20 protein-coding genes are annotated in these 17,580 nt (G+C 61.8%); 12 read left to right on the top strand and 8 right to left on the bottom strand.

Annotated elements, in window-relative coordinates:
• Positions 1-6: 6 nt before the first annotated feature.
• The 3 genes from FZX09_RS04600 to FZX09_RS04590 all read left to right on the top strand — a co-directional run bounded on the left by FZX09_RS04600 (position 7) and on the right by FZX09_RS04590 (position 3,451).
• Positions 7-1,419, top strand: a complete 1,413-nt coding sequence (locus FZX09_RS04600; RefSeq protein ID WP_226400559.1) for a PP2C family protein-serine/threonine phosphatase — start codon at positions 7-9, stop codon at positions 1,417-1,419.
• 28 nt (positions 1,420-1,447) lie between these two features.
• Entirely contained in the window at positions 1,448-2,866 is a 1,419-nt protein-coding gene (argH, locus tag FZX09_RS04595; protein WP_226400557.1) for an argininosuccinate lyase, read from the top strand.
• Positions 2,867-2,992: 126 nt separating this feature from the next.
• Positions 2,993-3,451 carry an RNA-binding protein gene (locus FZX09_RS04590; protein ID WP_226400555.1) on the top strand — a complete coding sequence of 153 codons (459 nt, stop codon included), beginning with the start codon at positions 2,993-2,995 and terminating at the stop codon, positions 3,449-3,451.
• Between the two features lie 13 nt (positions 3,452-3,464).
• Here the strand turns inward: FZX09_RS04590 and dusA are convergent, their stop codons facing one another.
• The gene (dusA, locus tag FZX09_RS04585; RefSeq protein ID WP_226400553.1) at positions 3,465-4,460 is read right to left on the bottom strand and encodes a tRNA dihydrouridine(20/20a) synthase DusA; all 996 of its coding nucleotides are present in this window, start codon (positions 4,458-4,460) and stop codon (positions 3,465-3,467) included.
• A gap of 40 nt (positions 4,461-4,500) precedes the next feature.
• On the opposite strand from dusA, the gene msrB reads away from it, so the two are divergent.
• Together msrB and FZX09_RS04575 are read left to right on the top strand one after the other, a co-directional pair.
• Complete coding sequence (msrB, locus tag FZX09_RS04580) at positions 4,501-5,004, top strand: peptide-methionine (R)-S-oxide reductase MsrB (protein WP_226400551.1); 504 nt, start codon at positions 4,501-4,503, stop codon at positions 5,002-5,004.
• On the top strand, positions 4,976-6,244 hold the full coding sequence (locus tag FZX09_RS04575; protein ID WP_226400549.1) for an NAD(P)/FAD-dependent oxidoreductase: 1,269 nt from the start codon (positions 4,976-4,978) through the stop codon (positions 6,242-6,244). Before msrB ends, FZX09_RS04575 begins: the two co-directional genes overlap by 29 nt.
• Here FZX09_RS04575 and FZX09_RS04570 read toward each other — a convergent pair.
• On the bottom strand, positions 6,219-6,386 hold the full coding sequence (locus FZX09_RS04570; RefSeq protein ID WP_226400547.1) for a general secretion pathway protein GspE: 168 nt from the start codon (positions 6,384-6,386) through the stop codon (positions 6,219-6,221). The genes FZX09_RS04575 and FZX09_RS04570 overlap by 26 nt on opposite strands.
• A 90-nt stretch (positions 6,387-6,476) precedes the next feature.
• Here FZX09_RS04570 and grpE point away from each other — a divergent pair, with 90 nt between their 5' ends.
• The 4 genes from grpE to rsgA are packed head-to-tail and all read left to right on the top strand — an operon-like array spanning position 6,477 to position 9,415.
• Positions 6,477-7,148 (top strand): nucleotide exchange factor GrpE, encoded by a 672-nt coding sequence (gene grpE, locus FZX09_RS04565; protein ID WP_226400545.1) that lies wholly within the window; start codon positions 6,477-6,479, stop codon positions 7,146-7,148.
• Positions 7,148-8,284: a molecular chaperone DnaJ gene (dnaJ, locus tag FZX09_RS04560; RefSeq protein ID WP_226400543.1), complete on the top strand. Its 1,137-nt coding sequence runs from the start codon at positions 7,148-7,150 to the stop codon at positions 8,282-8,284. The genes grpE and dnaJ overlap by 1 nt, the downstream gene beginning before the upstream one ends.
• On the top strand, positions 8,281-8,508 hold the full coding sequence (locus FZX09_RS04555) for a sulfurtransferase TusA family protein (RefSeq protein ID WP_226400541.1): 228 nt from the start codon (positions 8,281-8,283) through the stop codon (positions 8,506-8,508). The genes dnaJ and FZX09_RS04555 overlap by 4 nt, the downstream gene beginning before the upstream one ends.
• Positions 8,501-9,415, top strand: a complete 915-nt coding sequence (gene rsgA / locus FZX09_RS04550) for a ribosome small subunit-dependent GTPase A (RefSeq protein WP_370624182.1) — start codon at positions 8,501-8,503, stop codon at positions 9,413-9,415. The genes FZX09_RS04555 and rsgA overlap by 8 nt, the downstream gene beginning before the upstream one ends.
• Here rsgA and FZX09_RS04545 read toward each other — a convergent pair.
• From FZX09_RS04545 to murC, 3 genes are read right to left on the bottom strand one after another with little or no spacing between them, the layout of a single operon-like run.
• The gene (locus tag FZX09_RS04545; RefSeq protein ID WP_226400539.1) at positions 9,390-9,731 is read right to left on the bottom strand and encodes a YbaB/EbfC family nucleoid-associated protein; all 342 of its coding nucleotides are present in this window, start codon (positions 9,729-9,731) and stop codon (positions 9,390-9,392) included. The genes rsgA and FZX09_RS04545 overlap by 26 nt on opposite strands.
• Positions 9,732-9,755: 24 nt before the next feature.
• Entirely contained in the window at positions 9,756-10,658 is a 903-nt protein-coding gene (gene murB / locus FZX09_RS04540; protein WP_226400537.1) for a UDP-N-acetylmuramate dehydrogenase, read from the bottom strand.
• Positions 10,655-12,064 carry a UDP-N-acetylmuramate--L-alanine ligase gene (murC, locus tag FZX09_RS04535; protein WP_226400535.1) on the bottom strand — a complete coding sequence of 470 codons (1,410 nt, stop codon included), beginning with the start codon at positions 12,062-12,064 and terminating at the stop codon, positions 10,655-10,657. Before murC ends, murB begins: the two co-directional genes overlap by 4 nt.
• A 160-nt stretch (positions 12,065-12,224) precedes the next feature.
• On the opposite strand from murC, the gene gap reads away from it, so the two are divergent.
• Entirely contained in the window at positions 12,225-13,250 is a 1,026-nt protein-coding gene (gap, locus tag FZX09_RS04530) for a type I glyceraldehyde-3-phosphate dehydrogenase (RefSeq protein WP_226400533.1), read from the top strand.
• 77 nt (positions 13,251-13,327) lie between these two features.
• Here the strand turns inward: gap and thiL are convergent, their stop codons facing one another.
• A complete protein-coding gene (gene thiL / locus FZX09_RS04525) occupies positions 13,328-14,314 on the bottom strand; it encodes a thiamine-phosphate kinase (RefSeq protein WP_226400530.1) in 987 nt (328 codons plus the stop codon).
• Positions 14,311-15,420: a peptidylprolyl isomerase gene (locus FZX09_RS04520; RefSeq protein ID WP_226400528.1), complete on the bottom strand. Its 1,110-nt coding sequence runs from the start codon at positions 15,418-15,420 to the stop codon at positions 14,311-14,313. Before FZX09_RS04520 ends, thiL begins: the two co-directional genes overlap by 4 nt.
• A 32-nt stretch (positions 15,421-15,452) precedes the next feature.
• Here FZX09_RS04520 and efp point away from each other — a divergent pair, with 32 nt between their 5' ends.
• Together efp and accB are read left to right on the top strand one after the other, a co-directional pair.
• Positions 15,453-16,016: an elongation factor P gene (gene efp / locus FZX09_RS04515; RefSeq protein ID WP_226400526.1), complete on the top strand. Its 564-nt coding sequence runs from the start codon at positions 15,453-15,455 to the stop codon at positions 16,014-16,016.
• On the top strand, positions 16,013-16,492 hold the full coding sequence (gene accB, locus FZX09_RS04510) for an acetyl-CoA carboxylase biotin carboxyl carrier protein (protein ID WP_226400524.1): 480 nt from the start codon (positions 16,013-16,015) through the stop codon (positions 16,490-16,492). The genes efp and accB overlap by 4 nt, the downstream gene beginning before the upstream one ends.
• Before the next feature lies 1 nt (position 16,493).
• Here accB and pdxA read toward each other — a convergent pair whose 3' ends face one another.
• Positions 16,494-17,510: a 4-hydroxythreonine-4-phosphate dehydrogenase PdxA gene (gene pdxA, locus FZX09_RS04505; RefSeq protein ID WP_226401084.1), complete on the bottom strand. Its 1,017-nt coding sequence runs from the start codon at positions 17,508-17,510 to the stop codon at positions 16,494-16,496.
• Positions 17,511-17,580 lie beyond the last annotated feature (70 nt).

Raw genomic sequence — 17,580 nt, 5'->3', positions numbered from 1 at the left:
GCGAGGTTGAGCAGCAAGCCGCCCGGACGTCACCCCAGCTCTGCGCAGCGGACTGGACACCCCTCGCCCGAGGCCATGGCTTCGTTGCGTCAGCTGTTTGACAGCCTCAGCGGCGAACAGCTCCGCAATCAGGATCTGTTGGTCTCCCTGGGGTTTGCCCTCCGCAGCTTCACCAACCTTCAGCGATTTCTTGAGCTTGTGCCCGTCGTGGCCTCACGCCTGGTGGGTGTTGAGGGGGCCTTGCTTGTTCCGTTTCAGATGGATGGTCGCCTCTGGCGTGATCAGTTGCAGGGGAGTCCAGCTGAGCCGTCCCAGGATCTGCTGCAGCGCTTAGCCGCCTTTGAACCTGGATCTGCCGTGGGTTTTGGCAGTGACGATCAGCAGCTGTTGGCGCTCGACCGTCTGGTTCAACGCTGCCTGCCCAAAGCGGCTTTGTTCGCGACGTGTGTGACGGCCCGTGGTCGGACGCGTGGCCGTCTTTATGTCTATGCCCGCAACGGCTCTTTGGTTTGGACCGAGGTGCATCGTCGGCACGTTCAGTTGGTGGCGGATCTTGCTGGTGTTGCGATCGAAAACGATCAGATGCTTCAGGACGCCCGTCGGTATGAGCGGGTGGATCGACAACTCAGTATTGGTGCAGAGATTCAGGCGCAGTTGTTGCCGGATCGTTGCCCTGTGATCGAGGGCGTTGATCTGGCTGCGCGCTGTCGGCCTGCTTTTCAGGTGGGCGGTGACTACTACGACTTCATTCCCACCCGTCCGGAACTCATTGGCCGACGCCGTGAGCGGGGTCGCTGGGCGCTGGTGATGGGTGATGTCATGGGCAAAGGCGTTCCTGCTGGGCTGTTGATGACGATGTTGCGCGGGATGCTGCGCGCTGAGGTTCTCAGTGGTCTGCCACCGGATCGGATTCTCCACGACCTCAACCAGCTGGCGCAGGAAGACCTTGCGCAGTCGCACCGGTTTGTGACGCTGTTTTATTCCGATCTGGATCCGCGTACGCTGCGGTTGCGTTATGCCAATGCGGCCCACAACCCGCCCCTGCTTTGGCGCGCCGAGCGACGGGTGATCATGCGGCTCGATGCCGCTGGGCTTCTGATCGGTCTCCAACCTGAAGCTGAGTTCGCCCTTGGCGAGGTTCGCCTTGAACCGGGAGACGTTTTGCTGTACTACACCGATGGTGTGACCGAAGCATCGGGGATCACCGGCGATCGTTTCGACGAGGCGCGGCTGATTCGTGCCCTTGAAACGGCCTGTCGAAGTGGTCAGGGAGCGCAGGGAATTCTTGAAAGCCTGTTTGAACGCTTGGACCGTTTTGTTGGTCCGGATCGTCAGCTGGAGGATGACGCCTCGCTTGTGGTGTTGAAAGTTCCGGAAGCAGTCACGTTGCCGAGTGTGCAGGGACGGCCAATCGCCTGACAAGCTGAGGAAATCGACGGATGAATTGATGGCTGGTGGGGTGACCGGTGGTGCTGCAGGCACCTGGAGCGATCGTTTTGAGCAGGGTCTGCATCCTTTCATCGAGGCGTTTAATGCCTCCATCGGTTTTGACCTGACCCTTCTTCAGGAGGATCTCGATGGTTCTATCGCCCATGCCCAGATGCTGGCCGGCGTGGGAGTGATCACGGAGGCGGAAGCTGAGCAGTTGGTGAAGGGCCTGGAGACGGTTCGTGCTGAGGCGGCATCCGGCAGTTTCCAGCCGGGTTTGGCTGATGAAGATGTTCACTTCGCTGTGGAACGCCGGCTGATTGCTTTGCTTGGTCCGGTGGGCAAGAAGTTGCACACCGGACGCAGCCGCAATGATCAGGTTGGGACTGACCTACGCCTCTGGCTGCGACGACGGCTGGATGGCCTGGATCAGGATCTGCAGCGGTTGCAGGGGGCACTGCTGACCCAGGCGGAGTGTCATCGCCGCACCATGATTCCCGGGTACACCCACCTGCAGCGGGCCCAGCCGCTCTGTCTCGCCCATCATCTTCTCGCTTATGTCGAGATGTTGGAGCGCGACCGCGAGCGTCTTCAGGATGTGCGGAAACGCGTGAATATTTGCCCGCTCGGTGCTGCTGCCCTGGCGGGCACGCCGGTACCGATTGATCGTCAGCACACTGCGAAGGAGCTGGGTTTTTCAGCGGTTTATGCCAACAGCCTCGATGCGGTCAGCGACCGTGATTTCTGCGTTGAGTTCTCCGCTGCCGCATCCTTGGTGATGGTGCACCTCAGCCGTCTCGCCGAAGAGGTGATCTCCTGGGCGTCCGAGGAATTCGGCTTCGTGCGGCTCAGCGACCGCTGTGCCACGGGCAGCAGCCTCATGCCTCAGAAGAAGAATCCCGATGTACCTGAGTTGGTTCGGGGCAAGACCGGGCGAGTCTTCGGACATCTCCAGGGATTACTGACCATGATTAAGGGTCTTCCACTGGCCTACAACAAGGATTTTCAGGAAGACAAGGAGGCGCTGTTTGATGCCTTCCGCACAACACGTGATTGTGTTGAGGCGATGGCGATTTTGTTTGAGGAAGGCCTTGATTTCAGAGTCGAGCGCCTCAATGAAGCCGTGGAGCAGGATTTCTCTAATGCAACGGATGTGGCCGACTATCTGGTGTCTCGCGGTGTTCCATTTCGCGAGGCTTATCAATTGGTCGGCGCTGTCGTCCGGCGCTGTCTCGAGCAGGGTTGTCTGTTGCGGGACCTTGATCTGACTGCTTGGAAGGAACTTCATCCGGCCTTTGAGGCGGATTTGCATGACGCCCTGGCTCCCCGCGCCGTTGTGGCCGCCCGTCGCAGTGAAGGTGGAACGGGATTTGAGCGTGTTGATGAACAGCTTCAGCGCTGGTTACAGCGTTTCAACGGAACTCAACCGGTGGGATGACTCACACCCATAACCGGGTCTACGCTTAATCAGCCAGAGCTATGTCACTTCGTTCCGGAGTCATAGCCCGATGGCAATGTTCAAGGCCTCATCGGTCCACTGTTTCGTACCCGGTCCACGCAAAACGTGAGCATTTTTGTCGGCAACCTTCCCTTCCGCGCTGAGCAGGAAGATGTGATCGAGCTGTTTGCCCAGTTCGGTGAAGTGACCAACTGTGCGCTGCCCCTCGAGCGGGACACAGGTCGCAAGCGTGGTTTTGCCTTCGTTGAGATGGCTGATGAGTCCACCGAAGAAGCAGCCATTGAAGGCCTGCAGGGTGCAGAACTGATGGGCCGTCCTCTCCGGATCAACAAAGCGGAGCCCCGCGGTAGTGCCCCCCGTCGTGGCGGCGGTGGTGGCGGTGGTGGATACGGCGGCGGTGGTGATCGCCCCTCTGGTGCAAGGGGATGGGAAGATCGCAGCTATGGCGCCCGAGATAACGCTGGCGAGGGCAACGCCTACGACGAGGGTCGTAGCCGTCGTCGCCGTGGATCCTCCAGCGGCGGTGGCGATGACTTTTCCGGTTACGGGGGAGCTGAGGGCTGACCTCAGCCGTTGATCAGAGTCCTGCGTCCTTAAGTTGCTGTCCGGCTTGGAGCAGCACATCCAGATCCGCTCCGGGGCGCTGGGCTTTCTCCCCCAGCTCCCGCCGCCAGTGCCTTGCACCACGGACACCTTCTACGAGTTGCACTAAGTGACGGCAGAGGTCCCACAGCCGGCCCCCTCGCTCGAGATGAGCCTCTGCATGGGGAAGTAGACCCTCCACAACATCTGACGCCAGGATTTGGCGTGACTCCTCCCCGAAAATCAAGGCATCGATGTTGGTCCAGCGCAGGGGATGGCTGTAGGCCGCCCGTCCCACCATGGCGCCATCGCACCCTTCCAGTGCCTCAAGGCAGTCTTTAGGGGATTCCAGCCCTCCGTTGAGTTCAATCACCAGATCGGGGCGGCGTTGTTTGAGAGCCACCACGCGGTCATGCTGCAGCGGAGGAATCGTTCGGTTCTGCTTGGGATCCAGGCCCTCCAGCCAGGCTTTACGGGCGTGAACAGCGAAGCGGCTGGCCCCTGCTAGAGCCACTCGATCCACGAAGTTCGTCAGCAGGGCATCGCTGTCGAGATCGTCAATGCCGATCCGATGTTTCACGGTCACAGGGAGCTCCCCTGAGTCCACCATGGCCTCCACACAGCGGGCGACCAGATCCGGCTCCGCCATGAGGCAAGCCCCGAAATTCCCGGCCTGCACCTTCTGGCTGGGGCAACCCACATTGAGGTTGATTTCGTCGTAGCCCCAGTCCTGCGCCAGTCGTGCCGCCTCGGCCAGCAGGGCTGGATCGTCTCCCCCCACCTGCAGGGCGATGGGATGTTCCACCGGATCGAAATCCAGCAACTTGTTGCGTCGTTTGCTGTGGTGCAGCGCCTGGGCCACCACCATTTCGCTGTAGAGCATGGCTCTACGGCTGATCTGGCGCATCAGCACCCGGAAATGGCGGTCGGTGCAATCCAGCATCGGCGCCACACTGAAGCGGTAGGCAGCGGTGGATCCGGCGGCAGTCATCAATCCATTAGAACCGCCCGTGATTCCCGCTTCAGCGTCGATGAGCTTGAGTGCCGCCGTTCTGTCCCGTCGATCGCTGTTGTTGGCGGCAATGGCAGGGGTGTTTGGCAGTCTCTGGAGACCTCAGCCTGTTTTGGCGGCGTCCAACGCTGGCGATCCCTCTTGGGATCTCAATCCCGAGCAGTGGCGTGAGCGTTTGTCTCCCCAGGCCTATGACGTGTTGCGCAATGAGGGAACGGAACGTCCCTTCACGAGTCCGCTTAATGGAGAGAAGCGTTCCGGCACTTATCACTGCGCCGGTTGTGATGCAGCGTTGTTTTCGTCGGAGGCCAAATTCGACAGCGGCACCGGCTGGCCCAGCTTCTGGCAGCCCCTGGATGGTGCCGTCGCCACGAAAGTAGATTTCAAATTGATTCTGCCGCGCACGGAATACCACTGCAGCCGTTGTGGTGGGCACCAGGGCCACGTTTTCAATGACGGACCACGACCCACCGGCAAGCGCTACTGCAACAACGGTGTCGCCCTCCGCTTTCAGCCCGCTTGATCTGATCGTTGTTGGTGGTGGTCCTGCCGGGTACATGGCAGCAATCAGTGCAGCCGAGCAGGGAGTTCGGCATGTGCTGGTGCTGGAAGGCACCCCTGAGCCCCTCCAGAAGGTACGAATCAGCGGTGGCGGTCGCTGCAATGTGACCCATGCCTGTTGGGATCCCCGTGAACTGGCCACCCATTACCCCCGTGGTAGTCGACCCTTGCGGGGGCCCTTCAGTCGCTTTGCCTGTGGCGATGCGATTGCCTGGTTTGACGAGCACGGGCTCACCCTGGTGGAGGAACCCGATGGACGGATGTTTCCGCAGCAGAACCGTTCTGAGGCCGTGATTCAGTGCCTGCAGAAGGCGGCAAGGGCCTCAGGTGTCGAGCTGCGCACGAAGGCCATGGTCCAGCAGGTGCGCGTTCACTCCGAGGGGGGGTTTGTGCTCGAGGGCCGCGGCCTTGAGCCTTTGCATGGGCGCTGTTTGATGCTGGCCACGGGGGGGCATCCCAGTGGCCGAAAACTGGCGGAAGCCCTTGGTCACCAGGTGGTGCCGCCGGTGCCATCGCTGTTCAGCCTCACGCTGAAGGCACCGGCTCTGACGGCCTGCAGTGGCATTGCCATCGACGATGTGGGCCTTGATTTGAAACTGGGCAACCAGCGCTTCCGCCAGACCGGGCGGGTGCTGATCACTCACCGCGGTCTGAGTGGTCCGGCCACGCTGCGGCTCTCAGCCTTTGCCGCCAGGGCCCTGCATCAGAACCGCTATCAGGGCGAGCTGAAGCTGGACTGGAGTGCTGGGTTGGGTCGTTCGGGGCTGACCGAGCGATTGCAGCAATGGCGGCAGGAGCAGGCGCGGCGAACTCTTTCAGCAGCGAAGCCGTTCGAGCATTTGCCGCGGCGGTTGTGGCAGATCTTTTTGACCATCGCTGGGGTGGAGCCAGAACGCCGTTGGGCCGATCTGCCGATCAAGGCGGAGCGTCGATTGGTAGAGCTGCTCTGCGCGCAGAGTGTGCCGATCCAGGGACGTGGACCGTTCGGGGAGGAGTTCGTTACCGCCGGCGGTGTCGCCCTGGGGGACGTCAACCTGGCCACGATGGAGAGCCGCCGCTGCCCCGGTCTTTACTTGGCCGGAGAACTGCTGGATGTGGATGGTGTAACCGGCGGTTTTAACTTTCAGGCCTGCTGGAGCGGCGGTTGGTTAGCGGGCCAGGCCATCGCTGCAGTGCTCAGTGGATCTGATCAAACACGGTGAACATCGGCAGGTACATCGCCAGCAGGTAGCGGTTTGCCAGCAGCTGGTCCGGCCCTGGAACCCGCTGTTGCAACAGCAATTCAAGGGCGAAACGCTGCCGCGCCGCGTTGCCGGCATCGGGGGTGGGCAGCGTCAGAGTCATGGGTTGCGACCGAGGTGCGGGCTTCCGCAGCTTGTGGGAGGTGAGCGTTGCCCTTCAACATGTCTAGACAGCAATCCCTGAGCGGTCAGCATGAGCGGCGACGCCTCCACCCCAGAGCAGGACCAAACTGTTGAGTCCGGTGCTGTTCCAGCACCGCCGGAGCCCGCTCCTGATGCGCCAGAGGCGACGTCCGAACAGGCTCCTGCAGCTGTGGATCCTGCGGATCGGATGCAGCAACTCGAGCAGGAGTTGAGTTCGCTAAAGCAGGAGCACGAGACGCTCAACAGCCAATACATGCGTATTGCGGCGGATTTCGACAACTTCCGCAAGCGCCAGAGCCGCGACCAGGACGACATGCGTCAGCAACTGGTCTGCTCGACCCTCACCGAAATCCTTCCGGTGGTCGATAACTTCGAGCGGGCCCGTCAGCAGCTCAATCCCGAAGGGGAAGAAGCCCAGGCGCTGCATCGCAGTTATCAGGGTCTCTACAAGCAATTGGTGGAGGTGCTGAAGCAGCAGGGGGTAGCCCGGATGGAGGTGGTCGGTCAGGAGTTCGACCCGAACCTGCATGAGGCCGTGTTGCGCGAGGAAAGCAGCGAGTTCGCTGAGGATGTGGTGTGTGAGGAGCTTCAGCGGGGCTACCACCGCGATGGTCGTGTGTTGCGCCACGCCATGGTGAAGGTGTCGATGGGTCCAGGACCATCCGATCCAGCCTCAGCGCCTGCTGAGGCAGCACCGGATCAGACGGTGGAGGAGGCCTGATGGCCGACTTCTACGACCTGCTCGGCGTCAGCCGAGATGTGGATCCCGACAGCCTCAAGCAGGCTTATCGGCGCATGGCGCGTCAGTACCACCCCGATATCAATAAGGATCCCGGCGCTGAAGACCGTTTTAAGGAAATTGGCCGCGCCTACGAGGTGCTCAGTGATCCCCAGACACGGGCCCGTTACGACCAGTTCGGTGAAGCCGGTCTTGGTGGTGCGGCCGGTGCTCAGGACATGGGCGACATGGGCGGATTCGCGGATCTGTTCGAGACGTTTTTCCAGGGCTTCGGTGGACCCGGCGGTGCCGGGGGTGGGCGGCCGCGGCGTCAGGGCCCCCAGCAGGGGGATGACCTTCGTTACGACCTGACGATCGATTTCGAGCAGGCGGTGTTCGGTCAGGAGCAGGAGATCAAGATCCCGCATCTGGAGACCTGCGACACCTGCGGCGGCAGCGGTGCCAAAGCGGGAAGTGGGCCCACTACCTGCGGCACCTGTGGCGGCGCGGGGCAGGTGCGCCGTGCTACGCGGACTCCCTTCGGCAGCTTCACTCAGGTCGCCGAGTGCCCCACCTGTGGGGGCACTGGCCAGGTGATTTCGGATCCCTGCGGGTCCTGTGGAGGTCAGGGTGTCAAACAGGTGCGCAAGAAGCTGCGGATCAACATTCCTGCTGGAGTGGACACCGGAACACGGCTTCGCGTGACTGGCGAAGGCAACGCGGGACCCCGGGGAGGCCCGTCCGGTGACCTTTACGTCTTCCTCACCGTTCGAAATCACCCGCGCTTGCAGCGGGATGGTCTGAACATCTTTTCGGAGGTCAAGGTCAGCTACCTCCAGGCGATTCTTGGCGACACCATCGAGGTGGAAACGGTGGACGGCAGTAAGGAGCTGGACATCCCTGCCGGCACCCAGCCCGGCACGGTGCTCACCTTGTCGAACCTGGGCATTCCCAAGCTCGGGAATCCGGTGGCACGGGGTGATCAGCGCGTGACGGTCACCGTGGACTTGCCTAAGCGGATCAGCGATGTGGAGCGCGAGCTCCTAGAGCAGTTGGCGGGTCACCATTCCGCCCGCGGCAAGCAACACCACCACCACAACAGTGGTCTGTTCGCCAGCTTGTTCGGTCAGAAGAGATGAGCAGGCGTTCCCTGGATCTGCGGGGAACGCCCTGTCCGGTGAATTTCATTCGCTGCAAGCTCACCCTCGAGCAGATGAGCAGCGGTGACTGTCTGGAGGTCTGTCTCGATCGGGGGGAGCCTGAGGCCATGGTGCTTCCAGGCCTGAGGGATGCAGGCCATCGTGTTGAGTGCATTGATCAGACGCCGGATTCCGTCACCATTGAGGTGATCTGCGGTGGCTGACACCGTCAGTTCGGTGGCTTCCGGGATGGTGGTGGCGCTACAGGCCAACTACTTGGAGGTTGAGCTGGATGCCGCACCTGACGGATGTCCAGTTCGGCTGCTCTGCACACGCCGCACTCGGCTCAGCCATCGGGGTGAAGCCGTTTACGTGGGGGATCGGGTTTGCGTCGAGGCGATTGATCCAGGCCAAGGGCGGGCTGTGGTGGCTGACGTCGAGCCACGCCACAGCTTTCTCATACGCCCACCGGTGGCCAACGTCTCCTTGGTGGCTGTGGTGTTAGCGGTGGAACAGCCCAGCTTTGACCCTGATCAGGCAAGTCGCTTCCTTTTGACGGCGGAACGGACGGGGCTGGAGGTGATCCTTCTGCTGACCAAGACAGACCTCATCTCAGCCGCAGCGCTTGAGAGTCTTGTGGCCCGGTTGCAGGGGTGGGGTTATGACCCGCTGGTGCTTTCGAGTGAAGCTGGAACGGGCATCGACGCTCTAAGGCAGCGCTTGGCTGGTGCGCAGCTGTCGGTGCTGTGTGGACCTTCCGGGGTGGGCAAGAGCAGCCTGCTGAATCAGCTGCGTCCTGATCTTCAACTGCGTACTGCTGCGGTGTCCGGTCGACTGCAGCGCGGGCGTCATACCACCCGCCACGTGGAGCTCTTTCCCCTGGGTCTGAGCGCGAGGGTGGCTGACACCCCCGGCTTCAACCGTCCAGATTTGCCAGATGACCCCCAGGAATTGGGGGTGCTTTTCCCGGAGCTCCGGCAGCAGCTTGATCCCTGGCCCTGTCGGTTCCGCGACTGCCTGCATCGTGGTGAGCCCGGCTGCGGTGTGTCCAGTGACTGGGAACGCTACGCCCTTTACAAGGCCGCATTGATCGAGCTGAGCGGCCTCAGCCGCCCATTCCGGGGAGGTTGAGGTTCAGGCCACCGGTGAGTTCTTCCATGCGGCCCTTCATCGTGGCTGTGGATTGCTCGTAGGCCGCTTGCAGGGCTTCCAGCGTGGCCGTTTCGCTGGCCTGTTGGCCCTCTTGCAGCAGGGCTGGGTCCAACCGCACCCGGAGGGGTTGCTGGTTGCCCGACAGCCAAACGCTGGCACGGCCATCGCTGCTGTTGCCTTCGATCTCCATCCCATCAAGTTCGTTCTGCAGGGCCTGAGCGTTCTGCTGAATCTCCTGGGCCTTCTTGAAGGCTTCGGTGAGCTGGCCGAAATTGGGGAGTCCGAACCCTGCCATGGCGATCCTGTGGGAGCCGGAAGGTTAAGCCGCCGAAGAGAATCCCAGCCGCTTCACTTCGGGGTGCAGACGGATTCCGTGCTCGGCTTCGACGCGGTCCTGCACCAGGTGGATCAGCTGGGCGATGTCCTTTGCCTGGGCATGACCGGTGTTGACGATGAAATTGGCATGCACGTTTGAGATTTCAGCGCCGCCGATCCGGGTTCCCTTAAGCCCCTGCTCTTCGATCAGCCGTCCGGCCTTGAGCGGTTCGGGATTGCGGAAGACACTGCCGCAGCTGGGTTGTTGATAGGGCTGCGTGGTGGTGCGGTGGCTGAGGTTCGCGCTGGTGACCCGCTTGAGTTCATCCGGATCGTGACCGGGCTCCAAGCGGAACCGTGCGGACAACACCACGAGGTTGCCCTCTTGGAGACGGCTATGCCGGTAGGCGAAGTCCAGTTGATCCCGCTGCAGCTCAAAGCAGTCGCCCCCCTCTAGGGGCATGACCCGCACCGACTCCAACCATTCCGCTGTGCAGCCTCCCTGGGCTCCTGCATTCATCACAGCCGCACCGCCAGCGGTCCCCGGGATGCCAACCGACCACTCCAGACCATGCAAACCAGCTCGTGCAACGCGTCTTGCCAATGATGGGATCGGTTCGCCGGCAAGCACTTCCACGGTCCCAGTGGTTGCATCAAGCTGGAGCCCCTGAAGTTTGCGCAGACAGAGCGAAAGCCCGCGTAGGCCATCATCGTGAATCAGCAGATTCGACCCAGCGCCCATGACGCGGCAGGGCATGCCTTGGTGAGCGGCCCATTCGATCCAAGCCTGGGCTTCCTCAAGGCTGGCGGGTTCCGCAAGCCATTCGGCGGCTCCTCCCACACGCCAGGTGGTGTAGTCCGCCAGGTTGACTCCGGCCTGGGGCAGGCGGGCATCGCCCTGGGTCATGACGTCAGCTTTGACCACAGTCCATTCACATCGCCAGCACCCATGGCCAGAACAAGATCGTTCTCGCGGCTGTGCTGGATCACCAGGTCGGTGAGTTGGTCGAGGTTGTCTGCGACGGCGATCTCAAGATCCGGTTTCAGGCTGCGTACCCGATCCGCCAGAGCGTTGCTGCAGATGCCCTGCAGCGGTTGCTCTCCTGCGGAATAGACGGGAGCCAGCAGCAGCAGATCACAGTTCTGCAGGGCCTGGGCGAAGCCATCGAGGAACTGCTGGGTGCGGCTGTAACGGTGCGGCTGGAACACCGCTAGGAGCCGTTCTGGTGCTGTGGGAAGCGGGCTGCGACCACTCCTCACCATCAGGCGTGCCATCTCCAGGGTTGCCTTCACCTCACTGGGATGGTGGGCGTAGTCATCAACGATTTGACGGCCCTTCCAGGTGCCCCGAAGATCAAAGCGCCGCCGCGGTGCCTTCAGGCCAACGAGGCCTTCCACCAACTGGTCAAAGGGGAGATCTTCCATCCGGCAGGCGGCCAAGGCCCCTGTTGCGTTGCTGAGGTTGTGCAGCCCGGCCATCGGCAGGGTGAAGTCACCGACGGGGTGGCCAGCTTCGTAGAAACGGGCCAAGCAGCGATCGCCCTCAAGGCTCAGAGGCAGGGCGGCGAAGTCAACGGATTCGGCGCTTTGGTTGGACCACCAGGCCGTTGGCTGGAAGTGTTCCTGCAGGATCGGGTCGTCGTGATTGGCCAGCACGCGATCGCAACCCCCTGCGAAGCGTTGCAGGGTGGAGATCAGGTCGTCGAGGCTGGAGTAGTGATCGGTGTGATCCAGCTCCAGGTTGGTGATCACCCCCAGGCTTGGACTGAACTTCACCAGGGACCCATCGGATTCATCCGCCTCGGCCACGAGCAGCTTTCCCTGGCCAGCGTGACCATTGCTGCCGAGGCTGGGAACGATGCCTCCAATCACAGCGGTTGGGTCTTGATTCGCCTCCAGCAGCAAGGTGGTGATCAAGGTGCTGGTGGTGGTCTTGCCGTGGCTGCCGGCAACTGCAATGGAGGGTTGCTGCTCGATCAGAGCCGCCAGAAGATCGGAGCGATGCCAGATCTCCAGCCCCTGCTGTCGGGCCCGCTGCAGTTCTGGATTGTTCTCGGGGATGGCTGTGCTGATTACCACCACCGGTGAACAAGCGTCTTTCGCTGCTGAGACAGCGTCAATGCAGGTTGCATCCTGCTGGTGGAAGACCTTCACCCCGAGGGTCTTCAACTGTTGTGTTGTCGCATTGTCACGCGGGTCCGAGCCGCTGACCGGGTGACCGCGGTCAACGAGAATCCGAGCCAAAGCCGACATGCCAATTCCGCCGACACCGATGAAGTGGACTGGTGTCTGACGGTCGAGCAGGCGCGGCAACGTAGGGCTTCAGTCTGGGGAAAGATAAGTCAGTTGCCGCTGCTTGTCTGCCGTGCTGAGGGCCGGATCGAGCTGATTGATGCAGGGTCGAACGAGGTATTTCTGCTGATTTCTGTATGATCGGCGGCCAAAACCCCTGCGCGGCTTTGCCGCTTCTTCCATGACCCTGCGCGTTGCGATCAATGGATTCGGCCGGATCGGTCGCAATGTTCTGCGGGGATGGATCAGCCGGGGCGCTGACACTGGCCTGGAAATCGTGGGGATGAACTCCACCTCCGACCCCGCCACCAGCGCTCACCTGCTCACCTACGACTCCATCCTTGGACGCCTTGATCCCTCCGTGGACATCAAGACCACGGACAGCTCGATGTTCGTCAACGGCAAGGAGATCAAGTTCTTCGCCGACCGCAACCCCCTCAACTGCCCTTGGAAAGAGTGGGGCGTTGACCTGGTGATCGAGTCCACCGGTGTTTTCAACACCGATGAGAAGGCCAGCATGCACATCCAGGCTGGTGCCAAGAAGGTGATCCTCACCGCTCCTGGGAAGGGTGACGGCGTCGGCACCTTCGTGGTGGGCGTCAACGACGACCAGTACCGCCACGAAGACTGGGACATCCTCAGCAACGCCAGCTGCACCACCAACTGCCTTGCCCCGATAGTCAAGGTTCTGGACCAGAACTTCGGCCTGGACTGGGGTCTGATGACCACCATTCACAGCTACACCGGCGACCAGCGGATCCTGGACAACAGCCACCGTGACCTGCGCCGCGCCCGTGCTGCAGCCCTGAACATGGTCCCCACCACCACCGGTGCGGCCAAGGCTGTGGCATTGGTTTATCCCGAGGTGAAAGGCAAGCTCACCGGCTTTGCCATGCGCGTTCCCACCCCGAACGTCTCCGCTGTTGACCTCACCTTCGGCCCGTCCCGCGGCGCCAGCGTTGATGACATTAAGGCCGCGATCAAGTCGGCTTCCGAGAACGGCATGAAGGGGATCATCAAGTACAGCGACCTGCCCCTGGTGTCCACCGACTACGCCGGCACCAACGAGTCCACCATCTTCGATGCCGACCTCACTTATGCGATGGGTGACAAGGCTGTGAAGATCCTGGCCTGGTACGACAACGAGTGGGGCTACAGCCAGCGTGTTGTCGACCTTGCCGAGGTAGTGGCCAAGAACTGGAAGTGATCCTCAGCTGATCGCTCTTCAAATCCCTCCCGGCCTGGGGGGGATTTTTTTGCTCAGGCTCCGTCTCTTTGGGCTGCTCAGGGCTGGCCGAAGTGATCAAATCCGCTTGTGTCCACTGGCTTGTGGTTGTGGCCCCAGCGGATGACGCCCGCTTCAGCATTGATCTGACCTATGCGCTGACTTTCGGGGATGCATTGCTGCCAGACATCGGCCCAGGCTTTGGGAAGGCTCAGCACCAACTCAAAGTCCTCTCCTCCGGAGAGGCACCAATCCATCCATGGCGCTCCATCAGGCCAGCCTTCGGCCGTTGGAAGCTGATCCTTCCGCAGCACCGCTCCACAGCCGCTGCTGATGCAAAGGCCTGCGACAGCAGGGAGCAGTCCGTCGCTGCTGTCGGTTCCTCCGGCCCGCCAGGGCAGATGCTTCGGTTTGCAGGCCAGCAGCTGCTGGACTTCCTTCAGCCGAGGTGTCGGTCGTTGGTGGCGTGCGATCGCTTGGTCCCGCAAAGTTGAGCGCAAAGCGATGTCACGCACGCTTGGGTCGTCCTGCAGCAGCGCGAGGCCCATTCGGCTGAGCCCATGGGGCCCACTTGTGACCAAGACATCGCCAGGGCGGGCTGCATTGCGATGCAGACGCAGGGGTCCGAGACGGCCGAGCGCTGTGATCGATAGCAATCTCTGCTCTCCTTTGGAGCAGTCACCCCCCAGCAGAACGCCGCCGTACTGCCCCAAGGCGGCACTGATGCCTTGATACACCCCGTCCACCCAGTCCCAACTGGTGTGACCTGGGGCAACGAGGGCCACCGTGATCCCGTCGATGTCGACAGCACCACTGGCGGCCAAGTCGGACAGGTTGGCGGCAACGGCGCGCCATCCCACATCCACGGACGTTGTGGTGGCATCGCTGAAATGGACGCCATCCACGAGAACGTCGGTGTTGATCAGCAGCGGCCGGGCGTCTGCGGCCAGGGCTGCGGTGTCGTCACTGAGCTGATTGGGCGGAGCGAAGCGAGCCAGCCGCCTGAGCAGCTCCGCTTCAGTTAGCTCCGCCAGGGTTGGGCTCATGCGTGGGCTTTGAGTTGCTTCGCTCCCTCAATCACCTTCACGGCGGTGATCCGGTCATCGACGCCCAATTCCTCCAGAACATCGAATCCATCCACCACGTAGCCGAAGGCTGCATTGCGGCCATCCACGAGGTTCAGACCAGCCGGGGTGAGCTCCGCCTCGTAGAGAAACATGAAGAACTGCGAGGATCCGTCGTCGAGGGCCTGGTCTGAATGGGCCCAGCCAAGAGTGCCCAGGGTGGCGAAAGGAAGGGTTGGTGTGGCCATGAATAAGCCCACGTCTTCAAAGGTTTGGTTGTAGATCGTGTCGTCTTCGCTCGGCACGCGTATCTCAAGGGGGACGTGGCGCTCTTGCTTGGTCTTCGGATCCACATAGCCGATCTCCGGCCCTTCAGGATCACCGCTCTGGAGCACATAGAAGTCCTCGGCTCGGATAAAAGGCAGTCCGTCGTAGAAACCCTTGAGGGCGAGATCGACGAAGGCACCTCCGGTGAGTGGGGCGTTGAAGCCATCCACCACGGTGGTTAGCTCCCCCTGGGTGGTGCTCACGCTGAGGGTGGCTCTTCCCTGCAGCCGTGGCAGGGCATCGAATTCTGCGGGGATCTCCCGTTCAAAGCCGTCGGGCACCAGTAGGGCTTCCACATCACCGATGGAGCGCAACGTCCGGCGTCGGTCGGCGATGAACCCTGGTTTGTCAGTGGCTTTGACCTTCTCTTTGAGGTCTTCGAGCCCCTGATCCACGCTCTCAAAAAGCGCTTTAGCCGTACCGCGCTTGGTTTCAGGGACCGCGTTCAAGATGGTGTCGCGGCGCGTGTTGAGCAGCGCTTCAGTGCGTGACACCGTCTTGCCAAGAGCTGTCCAGCGTTTGGCCCGCAGATCGTCACTGGTGAGTTCCAGCCGATGCTGCAGTTCCCGGATGTCGTCCTGATCAAAGGGAAGCGCGTCCCGAAGAATCGCAGCTGGGTCCTTCACAGCATTGCCCTGGGGCAAGGCGGCCCAGGCAGGGGCGGGGACTGTGATCAGAGCAATGCTGATCAGAGCAGCAAGGATGGCGTTTAAACGCTGATGAACCAAGGGGGAACCCCAGTGCTGACGGGACTTTGGCACAGCCGTATAGTCCGTTGAACCGTTCGGTGGGAATGATCTCCAGTAACGACTTCCGCACCGGCACCACGATTGAAATCGATGGGGCCGTTTGGCGCGTTGTCGAGTTCTTACACGTCAAGCCCGGCAAGGGATCTGCCTTCGTGCGCACCAAGCTCAAGGCCGTGAAGTCCGGCAACGTGGTGGAGAAAACCTTCCGCGCTGGGGAAATGCTTCCCCAGGCGATGTTGGAGAAATCCTCTCTTCAGCACACCTACATGGAAGGTGAGGACTACGTCTTTATGGACATGGGTACCTACGAGGAGACCCGCCTCAGTGCTGCCCAGATCGGAGAGAGCCGCAAGTACCTCAAGGAAGGCATGGAGGTGAATGTGGTGTCCTGGAACGACAAACCCCTCGAGGTTGAACTTCCCAACTCCGTTGTTCTGGAGATCAAAGAAACTGACCCTGGCGTCAAGGGCGACACCGCCACGGGTGGCACCAAGCCCGCCATTCTTGAGACCGGTGCACAAGTGATGGTTCCGCTCTTTCTTTCTGTGGGAGAAAAGATCAAAGTGGATACCCGCAACGACAGTTACCTCGGGCGCGAAAACGGATGACCATGCAGCTGGATCACGAACAACTGCACCGCTTGCTGGAGGCGCTCGGCGAGAGCGACATCCAGGAATTCCGGTTGGAGGGAGATGACTTCCGTCTGGAAGTCCGTCGCAACTTGCCGGCCCAGGCCGTCATGGCTCCCGTCATGCCCGCTCCCGTTGCTGCTGCAGCACCAGCTCCAGTTGCGCCCGCCGAGCCCGCATCTGCGCCGCCCGCATCCACCGCAACGCGCAGCGACCTGCTCGAAGTCACGGCCCCCATGGTGGGCACCTTCTATCGTGCTCCCGCGCCGGGCGAACCCTCTTTTGTTGAAGTGGGCAGTCGGATCAATGTCGGCCAGACCGTCTGCATCCTTGAGGCGATGAAGCTGATGAACGAGCTGGAGTCGGAGGTTGGCGGTGAAGTGGTGGAGATCCTGGTTGACAACGGCACGCCCGTTGAATTCGGTCAGGTGCTGATGCGGGTCAAGCCGGCCTGAGTCAGCTCAGGTCCCAGGCGGCTTGAATCGCTGCCGTCGTGCTCTCAGGGCTGGCGATGCCTTCGGCAGCGATGTCGAAGGCGGTGCCGTGGTCGGGGGAGGTGCGTAGGAACGGCAGTTCCAAGGTGGTGTTCACCGCAGCGTCGAAGGCCAGCAGCTTCACTGGAATAAGCCCCTGGTCGTGATACAAGGCCAAAATCCCGTCAGGACCTGGCTCGTTTGGGGTCTGCCAAGCGCGAGCAGCGCTGATCCAGCAGGTGTCGGGAGGAACGGGACCATCCAGCTGCACTTGAGGATGGTCCTTTTGCCATTGATCCAGCAGTGGCAGCAGCCATTCGGCTTCTTCGCGGCCCAGCTGACCGGCTTCGCCGGCATGGGGATTGAGCCCGGCGATGCGCAGATGTGGTTTGGTTGTGAATCGTCGACAGAAGCCTTCCAGCACGTTCAGTTTGTGGTGCACCAGGTCTGGGGTCAGCGCCTCAGGGATCTGGCCCAGGGGGATGTGGGTGGTGGCCAGCAAGGTGTTCAGTCGCCAACCGCTGGTTGGAGAGACGGCGGTGAACAGCATTGAGGAGCGCTGTCGTCCAGCCAACTCAGCCAGCCGTTCGGTCTGCCCGGGATAGCGATGGCCGGCCGCATGCCAGAGATGTTTGGCGATGGGGGCGGTGACCAGGGCGCGGGACCCCCGTTCCTGCAGCAGTTCGACGGCGCGGGTGAGCCAGCGAAACCCCGCATCGGCTCCGCTGGGGGTGGGTTCTCCTGGATGAACACTGGCCTCCAGCGGTTGGTCGTCGATCCTGAGTGCTGCAGGGTCGGCAAGGGGGTGGCTCGTTTGCCGCTGCAGCCGCGCGTGGGTGCTGATCAGCGTGCGTCTGCAACCCACCAGCAGCGGTTGAAGCTCTTGGGGGAGCGTGGGTGAGGCGAGGGCCTTCAGCACCACTTCCATGCCGATGCCCGCGGGATCGCCGAGAGCGATCACCAGCTCATGCCTAGGGTTCGTGGAATCGTGGGGGCCCATCGCTGTGCTGCGCTTGCTGTTGCTGGGGTGACTGTTGGTGGGATTGGCCTCTGGCTTGAGCAATGGCTGG

The organism is Synechococcus sp. MU1643 (assembly GCF_020514095.1).
Lineage (GTDB): Bacteria > Cyanobacteriota > Cyanobacteriia > PCC-6307 > Cyanobiaceae > Parasynechococcus.
The sequence above is the reverse complement of the archived record's forward strand: the minus strand, read 5'-3'. Positions and strand labels throughout refer to the sequence as shown.